The following is an 18,221-nucleotide window of genomic DNA, read 5'->3' as shown; positions in this document are numbered from 1 at the left end:
GTAACTTTAACATTCCTGTTGATTCTGTCTTGACTATCTATACAGCGAAAAAGGCGAAATGTCTTTCACATTTCGCCTTTACCTTATGACCAATAAGGATTAAAAAGTATAAGTTGCTTTAACGTAATAATAACCACCGTTAATACCAAATGGTGATGTTTCGTAGTATTGACCACCCCAATTATTATTAGGGATAAAGTCGCTAGCGCCACTAAAATCAAGTTTTTCAGCTTCTTGGTCAAGTAAGTTTTGTGCACCTACAGAAAAGCTCATTGATTCGTTTAAAAAATAAGTAATTTCAGCATCTAAGGTAACCGCAGCATCTGCCATTTTAGCTGTTTCGTCATAATCTACATGCACACCTTGGTATTCACCAAAGTAGTTTACGCGGGTAAACGCAGAGAAGCTTTCCCATTGTTGTGCCCAGCTTAGAGTTGCACGATGATTAGGTAAGTCATTCTCAAGACGGCTTACTTTAAACGGCCCTGTAATAATGGTTGAGCGGGTAACTTCGGTTTCATTCCAGTTGTACGCTAAGCTAAATGTTGAGCTGCCATTAAGTAACTCAGTTGAGTAGTTAGCCACTAAATCAACACCTTGTGTAGTGGTGTCAAAGTCATTAGTAAAAAAGCTTACCTGTGCTAGGTTTTGTACGTTAGGAATGCCCGAGGCAGTAAGTTTGTCTTTGTCTGCTTGGCTAAGTTCAATTTTATCAGATTGACTAATGCGCTCATCAACTTTAATATTGTAATAATCTACCGTTAAAAATAAATCGCCTAGCGTGTACACAGCGCCAAAAGTATAGCTTTGTGATTCTTCAGGCTCTAATTCTTGCCCGCCAAGTTGTATCGCAATTGGGTTAGTAGGTGGTAATAATGCAGAATCTACTAATACACCACTACTAAGGTTTGTTTGTACGTTACTCACATTAGCTTGGCCAACGGTTGGCGCTCTAAAGCCTGTGCTGATTGAACCACGAATATTTAAATCTTCAGTTAAGTGATACTGAGCCATTAATTTGTAGTTAGTAGTTGTGCCAAAGGTATCGTAATCTTCAAAACGAACGGCTAAGCCCATTAAAAACTCTTCAGTAAAGGGCGCTTCTATATCAACATAAGCGGCGTAGTTACGACGGCTATATTCACCAGCATCAGAGGGTTTAAAACCCGGAAAGCCATTTGAGCCAATACCAAAACCTTGATCGGTAAGTGGCCCTGCAATAAACGAGGCTTCATCGCCAGAGATCACAGTAAAGGTTTCTTCATGCCATTCTAGGCCTGATGCTATGTTTACATCGTATGCTAGGCCAAAATCAAAACCTTTGGATAGATCAAAGTTAAAGTTTTTCTCTAATTGTTCGTATTTACCTGGGCTAAAGTCACGTGGGCTTTCTGGGCCTAAAGACGCATTAATCGTGTCGTAAATAAAGTAGCGAGATTCGTTATAACCAACCGTGCCACTTAAATCGTAATATACATCCTTTAAAAAGCCATCAGTAAACTGACCTTTAGTACCAATAGTGAGTGACGCATCGGTAATATTACCGCCAAAGTTTGGTGTAAAACCACCTGGCAGCATTTCATTAAATGCAAAACAATCTGGGTTATTTGCCACCCCATTAATATAATCTGGATTATCAAGCACGTTATCATCAATGGCAATAGTTGGGCAGTTGCCACTCATATCACCGGTTAAATCGCCAACGAGTAAAGTATCGCCGCCATCGTTTGAATAAGCACCGGGGCGAGTGTGAGGGTTACGGTAATAAAAACCACCTCTTACATCGCGCTCAGAGTAGTTACCAAACATGTAAAATTCTGAATTATTGGTTAGCTCTAAACCTACATTACCAAAAATTGAAATGTCGTCGTTAACTTCTGGTGCGCCCCATACTTGGGTAATAGGTGCTATGTCGGGTACGCCTGCATCATTAAGTGCTTTAGCATCAAAGCGTTGTACTGAGCGGCTGGTTGCATCTGCGGTTTTATATTGAAAGCTTAAATTTGCAAAGCCATTGTCGGTAAAAGGAAGGCCAATATTGCCCGAAACTTGAGTGGTGTCGCCATCACCTTCGTAATACTCGCCCTTACGCACTTCAAGAGAGCCCCCTTCAGAGGCATCTTTTAATACAAAGTTTATAACCCCTGCAATAGCGTCAGAGCCATATTGTGCAGCAGCACCGTCACGCAGTACTTCTACTTGCTTAAGGGCAATACTTGGAATAACCGAAATATCGGCACCTTGAGCACCATCGTTAATACCACCACCTAAAAAGGCGATAACAGAAGCGCGATGGCGGCGTTTACCATTTAATAAAATAAGTGTGCTGTCTGATGGTAAACCCCTAAGGTTAGCTGGGCGCACTAATGACGCTGCATCACTAATTGGCATAGAGTGTACGTTTAATGAAGGTATAGCGCCCTTTAATAGCTCTAGCATGTCGGTGTTACCTGACTTGCTTAGCTCTTCACCACCAATAATATCAATAGGAACCGGTGAGTCACCAATAGAGCGAGGTGCTGAGCGTGTACCAACAACAGCAATTTTTTCTAGATTTTTATTAACTTTGGTTGTTGTTTGCGCGTCGGCTGCAATCGCAGAGCCAGATATAAATAATCCGGCTGTAGTGGTGGCTAAGGCAAATTTAACTGCCTGGTTTAGCACATTACTTTTTAATTTCATTCTAAATATCCCCAGTTAGAATAGTTTTGTTAATCATGTTTGTGTAACACGAGTTATTTTTGTAGCGGACTAGTCACATTTCATGGGGAGTAAGGTAATACTTGCTGACTCCTTAAAGCTTAATAAATTAAGCCCACTTCCTGTGAGTCCAGCTTATAGACTATAGAGAAAAAACAAGTAGAGCAATTAATAATTAACTATTATTTAACAACAAGGGTGTTTTGTATGAAATTGCAACAATACAGTGTGTGCTGCTTGTAATGCGCAGCTTGATTAAGGAAACGGTTAAATTAAGGGGAGTTTGAATGAGGGTTTAAGTGTTTTTGTTACTTTATTGTTATTGCGTGTTGCTCATTTTCACGCTTCCAAATAGCGAGCTGCTGTTTATATTCATCCCATACGCATGGGCAACAACTTCCACCACCACAGCACTCGTCCGGCTTAGGTTTTTCTGGTTTTGCGACTGCAGGTAGTATATTTAATTGCATATTAAGATTTTTTAAATACTAAAAAGGCTGTAAATAATAAAGTATTGACCTTGGCATGTAAATTATTCTTTGTGAACTTGAATCCCTGTGTGAGAATACGCCAATGCGATTATATAAAGTCATACACCGCGCACCATGGCGGGTTGTTAAAATTAGTTCCAAGCGCCAGCAATTGCGTTTTCGTCGTGCTATGGTTGCGCTTAAAATTGCGCTTGCGCAAGAAAGACAAGAAACAAAAGAAATGCTTTCAATTTATAAACGCTACACACAAGGGCAAACAAATAAAGCCGAATTAAAGCGTGCAAACGAGCAATTTGTAGATATTTTAAAAGGTTTGGGTTTAGGGGTATTTGCCATATTACCGTTTGCGCCTTTAACTATTCCCTTGGTGGTTAAACTGGGCCGCTTAGTTGGCGTTGATGTTTTGCCTAGCTCCTTCAATATGAATCGTTCAGTTAAAGAGCTTGATCGTGAAATAGCTCAAGAAAATCAAAAGCAAGACCCACAAAACTCATTAAAAAAGTAATCTATAATTGGCAAAATTAGCGATACCTTTTGCGTCTCCTTATTGTTATGCTTAGTGACCATTTATATTTTGTGAGTCATTTAATGAGTGCATTACTTCGTCATACTTCTTCTGGAATTCCTTTATCTTTTATCCTTAAAAACGAATTAACCGATTGGCTTACGCAGCAACCTACATTTGTACAAAACTGGTTAGCAAATAGTGGTTTTGAAAAGCAAGGGCTAGCATTAGTACCAAACCCTGAAACGGGTGAGCTTAACCATGTTTATTGCATAATGCGCAGCAGTGATGACTTTTGGGCTGCAGGCGACTTAGCCACCAAGTTACCGGTAGGTTGTTATCAAATTCAAGGTGAAAAACACCTAATAGAGCAGCTTGCTTTAGGCTTTGTATTGGGTGGTTATGAATTTAGTGAGTACAAAGAAAAAGTCACCGCAAAAGCGCAGTTAGGTATTGCTGACAAAACACTTTACGAGCAAATAAAACAACAAGCCGACGCAATTGGTTTAGCCCGCGATTTAGTTAATACCCCGGCTGCTGATATGATGCCGCAACATTTAGCACAAGTCATGAGTGATTTAGCCGACACCTTTGATGGAGACTTTACTCAGTGGATTGGAGATGAGCTGTTAGAGCAAAACTACCCAACAATTCATATGGTTGGTCGTGCGAGTGAAAATAAGCCGCGTTTACTCGACTTAAAATGGGGCGCAAAAGACGCACCATTAATTACTTTGGTTGGTAAAGGTGTATGTTTTGACTCAGGCGGGCTTGACCTAAAACCTAGTGCCGGTATGCGTAACATGAAAAAAGACATGGGCGGCGCAGCGCATGTTATTGCGCTTGCTCAGCTTATAATGGCTGCTAATTTACCAATTAGATTACGCGTGTTAGTACCTGCGGTTGAAAACGCGGTTTCGCGTAACGCATTTCGCCCTGGCGATGTAGTAAAAACCCGTAAAGGCATTATGGTTGAAATTGACAATACCGATGCCGAAGGACGTTTAGTATTATGTGACGCGCTTAGCGAAGCCCAAAACGACGAGCCTGAGCTTATCATTGACTTTGCTACCTTAACAGGTGCGTGTCGAGTTGCTTTGGGCACTGAACTACCAGGATTTTTCTGTACTGAGCGTACTATTGCTAATAGTATTATGGACGCAGGTTTGAGTGTAAGCGATCCGGTATGGCAACTGCCGTTATTTGATCAATATAAGTCATTTTTAAACAGTGATGTTGCCGATATGGCAAACTGTGCAAGCACCCCATTTGGCGGTGCAATTACTGCTGCACTGTATTTAAAAGAATTTATTGAGCCAACTACGCCTTGGGTACATTTTGATGTAATGGCATGGAACTTACGTGCTCTACCAGGTCGCCCAGTAGGCGGAGAAGCGTTAGGTATTCGTGCTGTATTTAATTACCTGCAAAACCGTTTTAACTAATAATCGAGTATTTAGTATGAGGTGTTAAACCTCATACAACTCAAGCGGTAAATTATCTGGATCGGCAAAAAAAGTAAACTTTTTGCCGGTTATTTCATCTTCTCTTATGTCCTCTACACTAACCCCTTGCGACTCTAAATACACTTTAGCCACGTGCACATCACTTACTTTAAATGCCAAATGCCTTAACCCTTGTGCTTCAGGGTAACTTGGGCGCTCTGGTGCGCCAGCAAACGAAAATAACTCAATTTGACTGCCATCAGGTAAAGCTAAATCTAACTTATAAGAATTTCGCGCAGTCCTAAAGTGCTCATTAATAATTTTAAGCTTTAATATTTTGCTATAAAAATGCTTAGCGCGAGGGTAGTCGCTGCAAATAATAGCGGCATGATGAATGCCAAGTAGTTTCATAACGCGCTCTCTAAATTGTGTAATTAAATACAAACACTAAAAACAAAAAACGCACAATTAAGTGCGTTTCAATAAGTAGCTGCCTATTTAGGTTGGCTCTGCTTCTTTACATGCTTTTACCGCTGGAGCAACTAACTCTAAGCCGGTTTTATCGCAAGGAGGAAGTTGTGCATCACTTACACTAATAGGTGTTACACGCTCGCCCCATTTAATATAACTAGCAGCCCACGTAAGGCCAGCGCCAAAGGCCGCCGACATAATATTTGAGTGTGGTTTAATTAAACCTTGCTCCACCGCCTCGCAAAGTGCAATGGCAATTGTCGCTGCCGATGTATTACCGTACTGGCCAATATTAACCATTACTTTTTCATCGGGCACTTTTAAACGGTGCTGAATGGCCTGAATAATACGTAAGTTAGCTTGATGCGGCACTAATACGTTTATATCGTCTAGGCTTAAGTTTGCTTGGGCTAGTACGTCGTCGCATGCTTCACTCATGCCTTTTACAGCGCGCTTAAATATTTCACGGCCTTCGAATAGTAAATTAGATGGGCCAATCGGCTCATATTTATTTAAGTCACTACCAAAGTTTTCGATATGTAAAATATCACGATCTGTACTGTCACAACCGGTTTTAGTCGCAAGTAAACCTGCAGGTGTATCGGCAGCTTCGAGTACTACGGCACCCGCGCCATCGCCAAATAATACCGCACTGTCACGGCGCGACCAATTTACATACCAAGTCATGCGCTCTGCAGCAATAACCACAGCCTTTTTAATCATACCGGCTTGTATTTGCGCTGTTGCTGCTTGTAGAGCATATAAAAACCCTGAACAAGCTGCGTTAGTGTCCATAGCGGCAGCGTCTACAGCGCCAATGTTTTTTTGCACTAACGACGCAGTATTTGCCACCATAGTTGATGGCGTACAGGTGGCTAAAATAACTAAATCAATATCTTTAGCGTCAATACCGGCACAAGCAATCGCATGCTTAGCCGCAACAGTAGCAAGCTCTGCAGTACTTACATGGCTAACTCTGCGAGATTTAATACCTGTTCGTGATGTTATCCACTCGTCTGTGGTATCCACTATTTTGCTAATTTCGTCGTTACTAATGCTTGCTGGTGGAATGCATTTACCCCAACCAGTGATGTGTGCGTAAGGCATAGTGTGTTCTCTTAAAAAGTGGTCTGACATGTATTACTAATGAATAAGTTATACCAAAAAATGGCTTTTAACACTAGTAAATACCCAAGGAGATAAAAAATGATAGCTTATTAAAAGGGTTTTTGTAGCGTAAATGTAGCAATTTATAGTTAATTGGGTTAAAGGTAGAGCTTAAAAGGAGCAAGTATGAAAACTACACTAATAACTACATTTACTGCAATCACTTTAGCGTTAACAACAAATATGGCATTAGCACAACAACATAAAATTATTTATGCGGGCAGTGTAATGCTAGGTACAGAGCAAACGGTTAAAACTGAGCAAACACTGGTAATAGCCGATGATAAAATTTCAGCAATTAAAAGCGGCTATGTAAGTAAAGATGCACTGGGTTTACCCGGCGCGCAAGTAATTGACCTTAAAAATCACTTTGTAATGCCTGGGCTAATAGACATGCACGTGCATGTTACTTTTGAGCGCGATGCCAATGTTAGCAGGCATCGCTGGACTACCGAATACGAAGCAGATAACGCGCTGCGTTCAATTAAATATTTACAGCGTACTTTAAATGCAGGCTTTACCTCAGTGCGAGACTTAGGCAGTAACTATCAGGTTATTTTTCCGCTAAAGCGCGCCATTGAGCGTAATGATATTAATGGTCCGCGCATTTTTGCCGCAGGCAATACAGTATCGCCCACTGGTGGGCACGCCGATTTACATGGCTATCGTAAAGATATAAGTGACGGTGTTGGTGCATCATTAGGTATTTGTAACGGCGCAGACGATTGCCGCAGAGCCACGCGCGAAGTGATTAAAAGTGGTGCCGATGTTATAAAAATTACCGCCACCGGTGGCGTATTAAGTAATACCGCCGCAGGCGTTAATCAACAATTAAGCGACGCAGAGCTTAGTGCAATTGTAGATACCGCGCATCATTTAGGACGTAAAGTAGCCGCTCATGCACATGGCACGCAAGGCATAAAAGCCGCGCTTAAAGCGGGTGTAAACTCAATAGAGCATGGCTCGTATTTAGATAAAGAGGCTATAGCATTGTTTAAAAAAACCGGAGCTTACTTAGTACCTACTTTGCTGGCCGGTGCAACCGTGAGCGAAGAAGCTATCAGTAATCCAAACATGCCAATAGCTATTGCAGATAAAGTGCGCGAAGTAACACCTAAAATGCAGGCATCGTTTAAATTAGCGCTAAAAAATGAGGTAAATATTGCCTTTGGCACTGACTCAGGCGTATCGCGCCATGGCCTTAATGCTAACGAGTTTAGCTTACTGGTAAGTAATGGTATGAGTGAAGCACAGGCAATTAAATCGGCAACCGTGAGTGCAGCTAAACTGCTTGGTCAAGATACTCAATTAGGCGATTTGAGTGTGGGTAAACAAGCCGACATTATTAGTGTTAATGCCTCGCCGCTAAAAAATATTGCAGAGCTTAAAAATGTGCAGTTTGTAATGAAAGCAGGGCTAATTTATAAGCAATAGCCACACTTGCTGTTAAGGCACTGGGGTTAATATGGGGTCAATAAATATTGAGCTTAATAATTATTAACCCCAGTGCCGTGGCCTTTTAATACTTCACTTTGTACCTAATTACAATGTCGATGAATGATGACTAAGTATTGCATAAGCATTAAAATAGCTTTTCTTAAAATTCAATTAGGTAACATGTGTTTTGTTAATTCGCACCGATCCGGCTATTAGCCGACTTTTAATGTTACGCAGTGGTGCCATAGCTGTGCAGCTTATTGCTGTGCTTATAGTGTACTTTTTATTAGATCATCAAATAGCATTAATGCCCTTACTGTTAGTGATTGCCCTAGAAGCGGGGTTTCAGTTAATGAGTGTGCTGGCTTATCGTAATGTAAGCCAAGCAAAACCGCTGGGCATGCTGATGCAATTAACCGCCGACGTGTTGTTTTTAACTATTTTGTTATCACTCAGTGGTGGCGCAACCAATGCATTTGTGTCGTTATTATTGCTGCCAATAATGATTGCAGCGGTAACGCTAAGTGGCAAAGGGCTTGCTTATATCGCGGTATTAGCCATTGCGGCGTATAGTGTATTACTGATAAAAATGCCCGAACATAATATGCACCAAATGAACATGAGCGGCCATTTTATTAGCATGTGGATTAACTTTGTTTTGAGTGCCAGTGTAATAGCGTTAGTGATTGGTGCAATGAACCGCGCCTTAAAAGAGCGCGAACGCACTATTGCTCAAGTGCGCGAACAACAATTACGCAGTGAACAGTTAGTAACGCTGGATGGCGCAGCAGCGCAAATAACGCATCAGCTTGCTACACCAATTGCTAACTTACAGTTACTCTTTGAAGAGCTATTAGAGGATCATCCAAATAACCTTGTAGTGCAACAAATGCAAACTCCACTACAACAATGCGCTACACAATTAGATAGTTTTAGAAAGCTCTCTGCTGCGCTGCGCCTTAATAACACCCAACAACACATTACAACGGCGCAATTACAACAGCAAATTACCGATACGCTATTGCTGCAATATTCCGATCAACAAATAAAGTGGATTATAAAAAACCAAACAGGTGGCATTAATACCGCCATATTAAACAGTGATGCTATGTTGCTACCTGCTATTTTAAATTTACTCCAAAATGCAGCCACCGCTAACCAGCAGCAAAGCCAAAATGTGCTTGAGCTTACTTGGCTGCAAGAGGAGCATTGCGGCGAATATGTTTACTTGCTTATTCGCGATTTTGGGAATGGCTTTTCAGCAACCCAGCTCAGCAATTTAGGTGGGCAATTAATGCCTAGCGACCATGGTATGGGGCTGGCTGTGCTGCTTTCTAATGTAACCTTTGAGCGTTTAAATGGCTCGCTAACTTTGTATAACCACCCCCAGTGTGGTGCAATTGCCAAAGTTAAATTAGCAACTGTTTTTAGCGAGCAAAATGAATGAAATTATTAATTATTGAAGACGATATAAACTTTGCTAGTACCTTGGCAAGGCGGCTAACTAAATACGGTTTTAACTGCGAAATAGCGCATAACCAAAGTGAGGCACTCCTTAGTGCAAGGCGGTTTTTGCCCGCTACTATTTTGTTAGATATGAAGTTAGGTAACGACAATGGTTTAGCGTTAATAAAACCACTGCGCAGCTTGCTCACACACGCGCATATTGTATTACTCACGGGCTTTGCCAGTATTGCAACCGCAGTTGAAGCAATGCGCTTAGGAGCCAACGATTACCTTACCAAACCTGTTGATATGGCAACCTTACTAAAAGCACTTAACCAAGAGCGCGATACAGCAATAACCTTAGATGTTGCAACCACAGTGATGTCGCCAGAGCGTTTAGAGTGGGAGCATATTCAGCAAGTGCTACACAGTAATAATGGTAATGTGTCGAGCACCGCAAGGCAGCTCAATATGCATAGACGAACATTACAGCGCAAATTACAAAAAAAGCCAGTGCAGCACTAATAACGCTAGTGATTAAATATAATTTTAGGCTAAAGCGATGCTGGTTTTTTTTCAGCGCACTCAACACATTAATGGAGCACTATAGTAGCTGCCTGATTTAACTAGCTGTGCTAAAATCGCGGCGTTTAAATTTAACCGATATTACAAGGCTTTCACATGGCAAATACAGCGCACGCACTGCATATACTGGTAAAACATAAAGAAATTGCAGAAGATATTATTACGCAATTAGGTAAAGGTGCAAAATTTCAAACCTTAGCTAAAAAGTATTCGTCGTGTCCGTCGGGTAAAAAAGGTGGCGATTTAGGTGAGTTTAGACGTGGGCAAATGGTGCCACAGTTCGACAAAATTGCGTTTAATGGCGCTATTTTAGAGCCGCATTTAGTTAAAACTAAATTTGGCTGGCATGTGATCAAAGTGCTTTACCGTACTTAATATTCTTTAAGTGCATGTATTAAGTGCATGTATTAAGTGTAGTTTAACAGGCTTAATACTTTAAATTAAATTAAATTAAAAGAAAAGGCTGCACATTGCAGCCTTTTTAAATTCTTTAATTCAGAGTTTAATTACTCAGCGTTTTGCTGTGCTTCTTCTTTAGTTATTTGCTTAAAAGCTTGCACAAATGCAGCGCTAGGCTGTCCGCCGGTAAGGGCGTATTGCTCATTTATGATAAAAGTAGGCACTGTGGTAATACCCATTTGCTGTATGTCACTTTGCTGGCTGCGCACTTCTTGAAAAAACTCACCACCGGCTAAAATTTCTTGAGCACGGTTTTTATCAAGGTCAACACTTGCAACAATATCAAGCAAAGCGGATTGCTCGTTTAAATTCACTAAGTCAGAAAAGTGCGCTTTAAATAAAGCCAGTTTTAGCTCGGTTTGCTTATTTAAAGTGGCAGCCCATGCTAATAAACGATGACAATCAAAGCTGTTTATTATCATTCGCTTATCGTCAAAGTTAAACGTGAAGTCGGCATCTTTTCCGGCGTCTATTAAACGTTGGCGGTTATCTTTACTTTGCTCTGGTGTTAAGCCGTATTTTTGCGTTAAATGTTCATTTAAGTCTTGGCCTTCAGGCGGCATATTTGGGTTAAGCTCAAACGGTTTCCAGCTAATTTCTGCGTTTATTTCACCGTGCAATTCACTGAGTGCTTTTTCAAGATTTTTATAACCAATAATGCACCATGGGCACATTACATCCGACACAATATCAATTTTAAGCGTTTTCATTATTTTCCCTTAGGGCAAAGCGGTAAAGCGAATATAGTGAGTATATTGGGATTAATTGCGGTTTATCAATCATGATTACTCTACAGTGTATTAAAAGCTGCAAATAATGTATGCGCAGCCTGGTTACTTTTTAGCATAAGGCAGGCGCATTAGTGTGTTAGTGCTGTGGTAGCTGTCGAGCCCGCTTATAGCTACCGTATCTATGGCCTGTAAGTCTAAAAAGCCATCGCTTTGCAGTGCTGTTTCGTCTAAATATACGTCCATTATTTCGCCAATCACAAGCTCAGTACCATTGACTGCTAAATGCTGATGTTCAATGTATTTTACCGCATATTTTAAGCGGCTTTGTTGTACAAATGGGGCACTAAATTCATTTAAATACTCAGGGGTTAAACCGGTGGCAGCAAACTCTGATTCGTTTTTATCATAACGCGCCGAGGTTTGATGTGCTTGCTGATAAATAGCACTATTAACATGGTTAATAGTATAAACACCGGTTGCTAAAATATTTTCGAAAGTGTGACGGGGAACGCTATGGGGGCGCATTATCATACCAATTAATGGCGGGTGCGCACCTAAATGAATAACAGAGCTAACAATCGATAAGTTAGTATTGCCTTGGCTGTCTTGAGTGCCAATTAAGTTAGCGCTTTTAAAGCCCGACAACGAGTTTATTAAGTGGGTACGCGTGTGTTTTTCAAGTGCTGCAATGCGCGCTTTAGTAAAATGCATTAAAAAATCCTTACTATGAAATACTTACCATGGAATACCTCCCATGAAATACTTACCATGGAATACCTCCCATGAAATACTTACCATGAAATACTTACCATGAAATAGCAGTGCCTTGCCAATCTAGGTAGGCGGGTTCACCGTTAAGTTCTAAATTAGGGTTGTTGTTAGTCAGTTCAAATAATTGCTGCGCTACAAACGCAGGAGTAAAAAGCTTGTTTGGCGGTACATTTTTTTGAAAAGGCTTAGACAGCTCAGTGTCGGTAGTACCGGGATGAAATAAAATGAGCTTAGTGTTTTTAGCGCGCCTTGCCAGCTCCACGGCGGCAGTTTTAAATAACATATTAAGCGCCGCTTTTGATGCACGATAGGTATACCAGCCGCCAAGTTTATTGTCGTTTATGCTGCCAACCCGGGCGCTTAATGCGGTAATAGTGCAGTGAGTTTTAGGTGTTAATAATGGTAATACACTTTGCAGGCAGAGCAGGGGTGTAAGCGCATTAACTTGCAATAGTTGATTAAAATAATCGCTGTTAATGTCCTCTAGTTTTTTTTCTGGCATGTGTTGCTGATTATGTAAAAGGCCATTAAAAATAATTACCTGATGTAAATCAGCCTGCTGGTTTTGTAGTGTAGCGGTAACATTGTTTAAGCTTTGCTTTGAATAATCGCTTTGCAGTTGCGTTATATTATTTAGGTTATTGTACTGCGCCTTGTGCGCGGCTGCGCTTACGCAAACAATATGGTACTGGGTTACTTGGTTATTTAAATGCGCAATATAAGCTTGTGCAATTGCGCTACTTGCGCCAAATAAAACAATAGTTTTCATTTATCACCTGCACTTTTGGTTTTACATTGATTATTTTTACACTGTGAGTTTGGCATTAAAAAACGACTTATAGGCTGGCGATACTTAGCAAAAAAAGTGTATGTGCAATCAGCAAAAAATCGAATTATGGGCAAGCGAATAATCTTCAACCAAGGATATTTACCTACTGTTTTCCATGCTTGGTAGGTTACATCAAGGCCATAGATCATTATTCCAGATGGCATTCTTGCGTGTAATAACGCCATAGCTATACTTTTATCTACATTAGGAAAACGCGTATTAAAGTCAGTGGCATTAAGGTCCTCTAATATTATTTTATTATTAATGTCAGCACGCTTTAAATGTTGCATTTCGGCGTTACACAATGGGCAGTTAGCATCGTAAAAAATGATCATGTTATTGCTTTGTAATTATTTTACATATGCTTTTTTACGACACAGCATTGCAAATGGATCTATTAAATAACCGCGCATAGTGATATTAATAGTGCTCCATGAAACAAAGGAGAATGAGAAATGAGTGAACAATATGCCGCCTTGCGAGGCAATGTAAATTTACTAGGCCAATTATTAGGGCAAACAATTAAAGATGCCCAAGGCCAAGCAATTTTAGATAAAGTAGAAGAAATAAGAGCTTTATCAAAGTCATCTCGCAGTGGCAACGAAAACGACCGTAAAACACTAATAAAAGTATTACATGCGCTCAGCGATGAAGAGCTGTTACCGGTTGCCCGTTCATTTAATCATTTTTTAAACCTTGCCAATGTTGCCGAGCAGTTTCATACCGTTTCGCGTTTTAATGATGTTGGTTTTTGCCAGCTAAATCCTCTCACTCAAACATTAAAAACGTTAGCAACAAAAGCAAATAATGGCCAACTTAATCACAATCATTTGGCCGACACACTCTCAAAACTCCACATAAACTTGGTGCTAACCGCGCACCCTACAGAAGTAACACGCCGCACAATTATTAATAAGCACGTTGAGTTAAGTGATTGCTTAGCTTCATTGGAGCGAACTGATAACTTAGCACAAGAGCGCGAGGCTATTTTAAACCGTATTGCGCAGTTAATTAGCCAAGCATGGCACACCGACGATATTCGTCGCTCGCGACCCACCCCTGTTGATGAAGCAAAGTGGGGCTACGCGGTGATTGAAAATAGCTTGTGGCATGCAGTGCCGCGTTTTTTACGTGAGTTTAGCCAGCATGTAAAAGAGCATTTAAGCTTAGAGTTACCAATAAACTACAGCCCAATAGAGTTTACCTCGTGGATGGGCGGAGATCGTGACGGCAACCCTTATGTAACCGCACAAGTAACCAAAGAAGTGCTTGATCATGGTCGTTGGATGGCACTGGACTTATATGGCCGCGATCTAGAAACGCTAAGTACAGAGCTGTCGATGTCTGATGCCAGTGATGAGCTAATAGCCCTTGCGGGGCAAGAATTTGAACCTTATCGCTGCGTGATTAAAACACTTAAAAACCAAGTGTTAGAAACCGTAATGCATTTAGGGGCAAAAATAAAAAATCAGCGCAGCGAAGCCCAAGACTTAATTACCGATATAAACCAAATAAAACATCCAATTGAGGTGTGCTATCGCTCGCTATTAAAATGCAATATGAAAGTAGTTGCTGATGGCCTATTACTGGATGTATTACATCGTATTAATAGTTTTGGTTTGCGGTTAGCTAAATTAGATGTACGCCAAGATTCATCGCGCCATGGTGATGTGTTTTCAGAGCTTACGCGTTACTTAGGTTTAGGCGATTACAACCAATGGCAAGAGCAAGACAAACAAGCCTTTTTACTCACTGAGCTTAACTCGCGCAGGCCGCTAATACCTAAGCGTTGGCAGCCAAGCCCAGAGGTACAAGAAGTACTCGACACCTTTGACGTGATTGCACAGCAAGACGAGCAAACATTTGGCTTATATATTATTTCGATGGCGCGCACAGCCTCCGATATTTTAGCGGTACAATTGCTGTTAAAAGAAAGTGGTTGTAGCTTTAAATTACCGGTTGCGCCGTTATTTGAAACCTTAGATGATTTAAATGATGGCCACAATGTTATTACTACTTTGTTGGATAATGACTGGTACAGAGGCCAAATTAACAATACCCAAAACGTCATGATAGGTTACTCAGACTCAGCAAAAGACGCTGGTATGATGGCAGCTGGTTGGGCGCAGTACGAAGCAATGGATAAGCTAGTGCAATTGGCCGACAAACGCGGCATAGAGCTGGTGTTATTTCATGGCCGTGGCGGTACGGTAGGGCGAGGCGGCGCACCCGCTGCACAAGCCCTACATTCACAACCACCGGGGTCATTAAAAGGTGGTTTGCGAGTAACCGAGCAAGGCGAGATGATCCGCTTTAAATTTGGTTTACCCGATGTTGCGCTACAAAGCTTAAATATTTACGCCGGCGCTGTACTGCAAAGTAATTTATTACCACCGCCAGAGCCTAAACCACAATGGCGCGAAGTAATGGCTTTGATCAGCGAAGAGTCGTGCGAGCATTATCGTAACGTGGTACGCCACGATGAAAACTTTGTACCTTATTTTAGAATGGCAACCCCAGAGCTTGAGCTTTCTAAACTGCCGCTTGGCTCGCGCCCTGCAAAACGCAACCCTGCAGGTGGGGTCGAAAGTTTGCGGGCAATACCATGGATTTTTGCATGGAGCCAAAATCGTTTAATGTTACCTGCGTGGTTAGGCGCATTAACAGGATTACAAGCGGCCTTGGAAAAATACGGCGTTGAAACCTTGCAAGAAATGAGCTTACAATGGCCATTTTTTAGATCGCGCCTAGAAATGCTCGAAATGGTATTTAGTAAGGCCGACAGCTGGTTAAGTGAGCATTACGATAACGCGCTGGTGGAAGATATGTACAAACCACTTGGTGTTACTTTGCGCAAAGAGCTCGCAGAAGCGATTAGTTTAGTACAGTCGCTTAGCCCGCAAAAAAGCTTATTGGCCGATCAGCCATGGATCAAAGAGTCAATTGCGCTGCGTAACCCTTATACCGATCCGCTTAATGTGTTGCAGGTAGAGTTACTTCGCCGTGCGCGCTCAAGCGACAATGGCAGTGAAGGCGATATAGATAACGCGTTAATGATCACCATGACCGGCATAGCTGCAGGTATGCGCAATACTGGTTAATAGCTAAATAAAAATAAGGGGGTTGCGCAGCGCCGTAACCCCTTATTTTATGCATATGCGCTGGCATTTTATGCGCTAACCTTTTAAACTACTTAGCCATTGAATAACAAAAAATATATTATGGCTTCTGCAACCTTTTTAGTACAAGCAAACACCGCACTTAGTAATACCCACATCTCTTTAAGCATAGCGCAAACACAGGCTTTACGTAGCCAATTAAAAACCCAGCGCGGTATTTTAAACGCAAATAATATTAACCAACTATGCACGCAACTTAATGTAACAAACGACGCCTTATTACAAGGTTTAGTGCCTTTAGCGTCTGAGTTTGCGGTAGCACCCGTATCGAACTTTCATGTGGGTGCAATCGTTAAAGCACTTGATGAAAGCGGCGAGGTTAATTTTTACTTTGGTGCTAATGCCGAGTTTAACCGCCAAGCACTTAGTTTAGTGGTGCACGCAGAGCAGTCTGCAATTAATAATGCTTGGTTAAATGGCGCGAAAAAAATACTAAAAATAGCGATTAGTGACGCACCTTGTGGTTATTGCCGCCAATTTATGAACGAATTAGCTGATGCGCGTGAATTTGATATTTTACTGCCCGAGCAGCAATTTAAACTTGCAGACTTGTTACCGCATTCGTTTGGCCCCACCGATTTAGGCAATCAGTACAGCTTATTTAATCCAGCCCCGCAGGCTCGCTCATTTAACAATACAGAAGTAGAGCAACAGCTGGCAGCCTATGCGTTAGCAGCTTATGTACCGTATAGCCAAAACTACAGTGCAGTAAAAATTACTACGTTTAACAACGGTGATTTTTATGGCAGTTACGCAGAAAACGCTGCGTACAGCCCTAGCTTATCGCCATTGCAAAGTGCATTAAGTCAGTTGTTTTTAGCCGGTTTGAGTTTTAATCAGCATACCGTAAAGGGAATAACACTGTTAGAAACCGCTGGTCATGAAAACCAAGCAGGAGTGGCTCAAGCAGTGTTAGCAAGCTTTGTAAACTTGCCACCACTTGAGCTAATTAGTGCGCCATTAAGTGAGTAACTTGGCAAACTGACACACTAAAAAGTACTGTTACTTAGCGAGCAGTACTTTAGCTGCTTCTAATACTACCGCAACTGATTTTCTTTCAATTTCGCCGTGGTCAACATTAGGAATTTCTTGGCGAGTACGATTAACTAATACACCGGCTACGCACGCTGCTTGTAAACCAAGTGCCGCACACATAGTAAATAAGGTTGCCGATTCCATTTCGTAGTTCATCACACCCAATTTTTGCCACTCTTCGCAGCTGCCTTGTAACGACTTTGGCACATAACCAGAGTGTGTATCGTAACGCTCTTGCCCTGGGTAAAATGTGTCGCTTGATGCAGTAATACCAATATGAAAATCGATATTAAGGTTTTCACAGGCTTTAACCATAGCTTGGGTAGCAAAAAAGTCAGATACCGCAGGGTAGCTAAGCGGCGCAAAATGCTGGCTTGCACCATCTAAACGCACAGAGGCTTGGCTAATTAAAATATCGCCTTCGTTAATGTGTGGTTGAATTGCACCAGTAGTACCAATACGCAAAAAGCTGTGCACGCCAAGTTGGGCTAATTCTTCAACGGCAATCGACGTCGATGGACCGCCAATACCGGTAGAGCATATAACCACAGAATGGCCATTAAGCTCACCTAAATAAACATGAAATTCACGCGTTTTAGCCAGGCAAGTTGGGTTATCTAAAAATTGCGAAATACGTGCAGCACGATCCGGATCGCCCGGAACAATAGCCAGTTTTGCACCTTTAAGATCGTCAATACATAACCCTAAGTGAAATACCTTTTCCATAACTAAGCCTTTATAAAATTACTATCAATTTAGCATCATTACTATAATTGTTTGTTTAGTACAGGACGTATGTCCGTGTTGATTTGTTTTGATTTATTCACCCACATTGAATATTCAAGCATATATTAAAATTACCCGTAAAATGAGGCGGTTGACTTGTATAGGCAGACATTATATTGATCGTCTAAAGTAATGAGTAAATTATCATAAACAACAGGCACATTTACACTAAGTTGTTTTTATT

Annotated in this window: 17 protein-coding genes; 8 read left to right on the top strand and 9 right to left on the bottom strand. The window is 41.3% G+C overall.

The window, feature by feature from the left end; all coding sequences use genetic code 11:
• Positions 1 to 99: 99 nt before the first annotated feature.
• Positions 100 to 2,682, bottom strand: a complete 2,583-nt coding sequence (locus H5079_RS05815; protein ID WP_011329929.1) for a TonB-dependent siderophore receptor — start codon at positions 2,680 to 2,682, stop codon at positions 100 to 102.
• A 326-nt stretch (positions 2,683 to 3,008) separates the two neighbouring features.
• Positions 3,009 to 3,170: an oxidoreductase-like domain-containing protein gene (locus tag H5079_RS05810; protein WP_080516836.1), complete on the bottom strand. Its 162-nt coding sequence runs from the start codon at positions 3,168 to 3,170 to the stop codon at positions 3,009 to 3,011.
• A gap of 103 nt (positions 3,171 to 3,273) precedes the next feature.
• On the opposite strand from H5079_RS05810, the gene H5079_RS05805 reads away from it, so the two are divergent.
• Together H5079_RS05805 and H5079_RS05800 are read left to right on the top strand one after the other, a co-directional pair.
• Positions 3,274 to 3,696 carry a hypothetical protein gene (locus H5079_RS05805; RefSeq protein WP_041454912.1) on the top strand — a complete coding sequence of 141 codons (423 nt, stop codon included), beginning with the start codon at positions 3,274 to 3,276 and terminating at the stop codon, positions 3,694 to 3,696.
• Positions 3,697 to 3,779: 83 nt separating this feature from the next.
• Positions 3,780 to 5,141 (top strand): M17 family metallopeptidase, encoded by a 1,362-nt coding sequence (locus H5079_RS05800; protein ID WP_011329931.1) that lies wholly within the window; start codon positions 3,780 to 3,782, stop codon positions 5,139 to 5,141.
• Positions 5,142 to 5,165: 24 nt separating this feature from the next.
• Here the strand turns inward: H5079_RS05800 and H5079_RS05795 are convergent, their stop codons facing one another.
• Together H5079_RS05795 and H5079_RS05790 are read right to left on the bottom strand one after the other, a co-directional pair.
• A complete protein-coding gene (locus H5079_RS05795) occupies positions 5,166 to 5,552 on the bottom strand; it encodes a VOC family protein (protein WP_182683674.1) in 387 nt (128 codons plus the stop codon).
• 87 nt (positions 5,553 to 5,639) lie between these two features.
• Entirely contained in the window at positions 5,640 to 6,719 is a 1,080-nt protein-coding gene (locus tag H5079_RS05790) for a ketoacyl-ACP synthase III (protein ID WP_182683673.1), read from the bottom strand.
• A 186-nt stretch (positions 6,720 to 6,905) separates the two neighbouring features.
• On the opposite strand from H5079_RS05790, the gene H5079_RS05785 reads away from it, so the two are divergent.
• The 4 genes from H5079_RS05785 (at position 6,906) to H5079_RS05770 (ending at position 10,622) form a co-directional block, all read left to right on the top strand.
• Entirely contained in the window at positions 6,906 to 8,213 is a 1,308-nt protein-coding gene (locus H5079_RS05785; protein ID WP_089369193.1) for an amidohydrolase family protein, read from the top strand.
• Between the two features lie 190 nt (positions 8,214 to 8,403).
• Positions 8,404 to 9,663, top strand: coding sequence for a HAMP domain-containing histidine kinase (locus H5079_RS05780; RefSeq protein ID WP_182683672.1), 1,260 nt, complete (start codon positions 8,404 to 8,406; stop codon positions 9,661 to 9,663).
• Positions 9,660 to 10,187, top strand: coding sequence for a response regulator transcription factor (locus H5079_RS05775; protein WP_182683671.1), 528 nt, complete (start codon positions 9,660 to 9,662; stop codon positions 10,185 to 10,187). The genes H5079_RS05780 and H5079_RS05775 overlap by 4 nt, the downstream gene beginning before the upstream one ends.
• A gap of 156 nt (positions 10,188 to 10,343) precedes the next feature.
• Positions 10,344 to 10,622, top strand: coding sequence for a peptidylprolyl isomerase (locus H5079_RS05770; protein WP_011329937.1), 279 nt, complete (start codon positions 10,344 to 10,346; stop codon positions 10,620 to 10,622).
• Between the two features lie 131 nt (positions 10,623 to 10,753).
• Here H5079_RS05770 and H5079_RS05765 read toward each other — a convergent pair whose 3' ends face one another.
• From H5079_RS05765 to H5079_RS05750, 4 genes are all read right to left on the bottom strand, one after another.
• Positions 10,754 to 11,416, bottom strand: a complete 663-nt coding sequence (locus H5079_RS05765; RefSeq protein ID WP_182683670.1) for a DsbA family oxidoreductase — start codon at positions 11,414 to 11,416, stop codon at positions 10,754 to 10,756.
• Positions 11,417 to 11,539: 123 nt separating this feature from the next.
• Positions 11,540 to 12,148, bottom strand: coding sequence for a flavin reductase family protein (locus tag H5079_RS05760; protein WP_182683669.1), 609 nt, complete (start codon positions 12,146 to 12,148; stop codon positions 11,540 to 11,542).
• A gap of 94 nt (positions 12,149 to 12,242) precedes the next feature.
• A complete protein-coding gene (locus H5079_RS05755; protein WP_182683668.1) occupies positions 12,243 to 12,977 on the bottom strand; it encodes an SDR family oxidoreductase in 735 nt (244 codons plus the stop codon).
• Complete coding sequence (locus tag H5079_RS05750; RefSeq protein ID WP_182677991.1) at positions 12,974 to 13,372, bottom strand: thiol-disulfide oxidoreductase DCC family protein; 399 nt, start codon at positions 13,370 to 13,372, stop codon at positions 12,974 to 12,976. Before H5079_RS05750 ends, H5079_RS05755 begins: the two co-directional genes overlap by 4 nt.
• A 120-nt stretch (positions 13,373 to 13,492) precedes the next feature.
• On the opposite strand from H5079_RS05750, the gene ppc reads away from it, so the two are divergent.
• The gene (gene ppc, locus H5079_RS05745) at positions 13,493 to 16,138 is read left to right on the top strand and encodes a phosphoenolpyruvate carboxylase (protein ID WP_182683667.1); all 2,646 of its coding nucleotides are present in this window, start codon (positions 13,493 to 13,495) and stop codon (positions 16,136 to 16,138) included.
• A gap of 120 nt (positions 16,139 to 16,258) precedes the next feature.
• The gene (gene cdd, locus H5079_RS05740; RefSeq protein WP_182683666.1) at positions 16,259 to 17,188 is read left to right on the top strand and encodes a cytidine deaminase; all 930 of its coding nucleotides are present in this window, start codon (positions 16,259 to 16,261) and stop codon (positions 17,186 to 17,188) included.
• A 30-nt stretch (positions 17,189 to 17,218) separates the two neighbouring features.
• On the opposite strand, the gene udp is transcribed toward cdd, so the two are convergent.
• The gene (gene udp, locus H5079_RS05735) at positions 17,219 to 17,977 is read right to left on the bottom strand and encodes a uridine phosphorylase (RefSeq protein WP_011329945.1); all 759 of its coding nucleotides are present in this window, start codon (positions 17,975 to 17,977) and stop codon (positions 17,219 to 17,221) included.
• Between the last annotated feature and the right edge of the window lie 244 nt (positions 17,978 to 18,221).

It is taken from the genome of Pseudoalteromonas sp. SG44-5 (genome assembly GCF_014164175.1).
Taxonomy (GTDB): domain Bacteria; phylum Pseudomonadota; class Gammaproteobacteria; order Enterobacterales; family Alteromonadaceae; genus Pseudoalteromonas; species Pseudoalteromonas nigrifaciens.
This window is presented reverse-complemented; position numbering and strand designations above follow the sequence as displayed.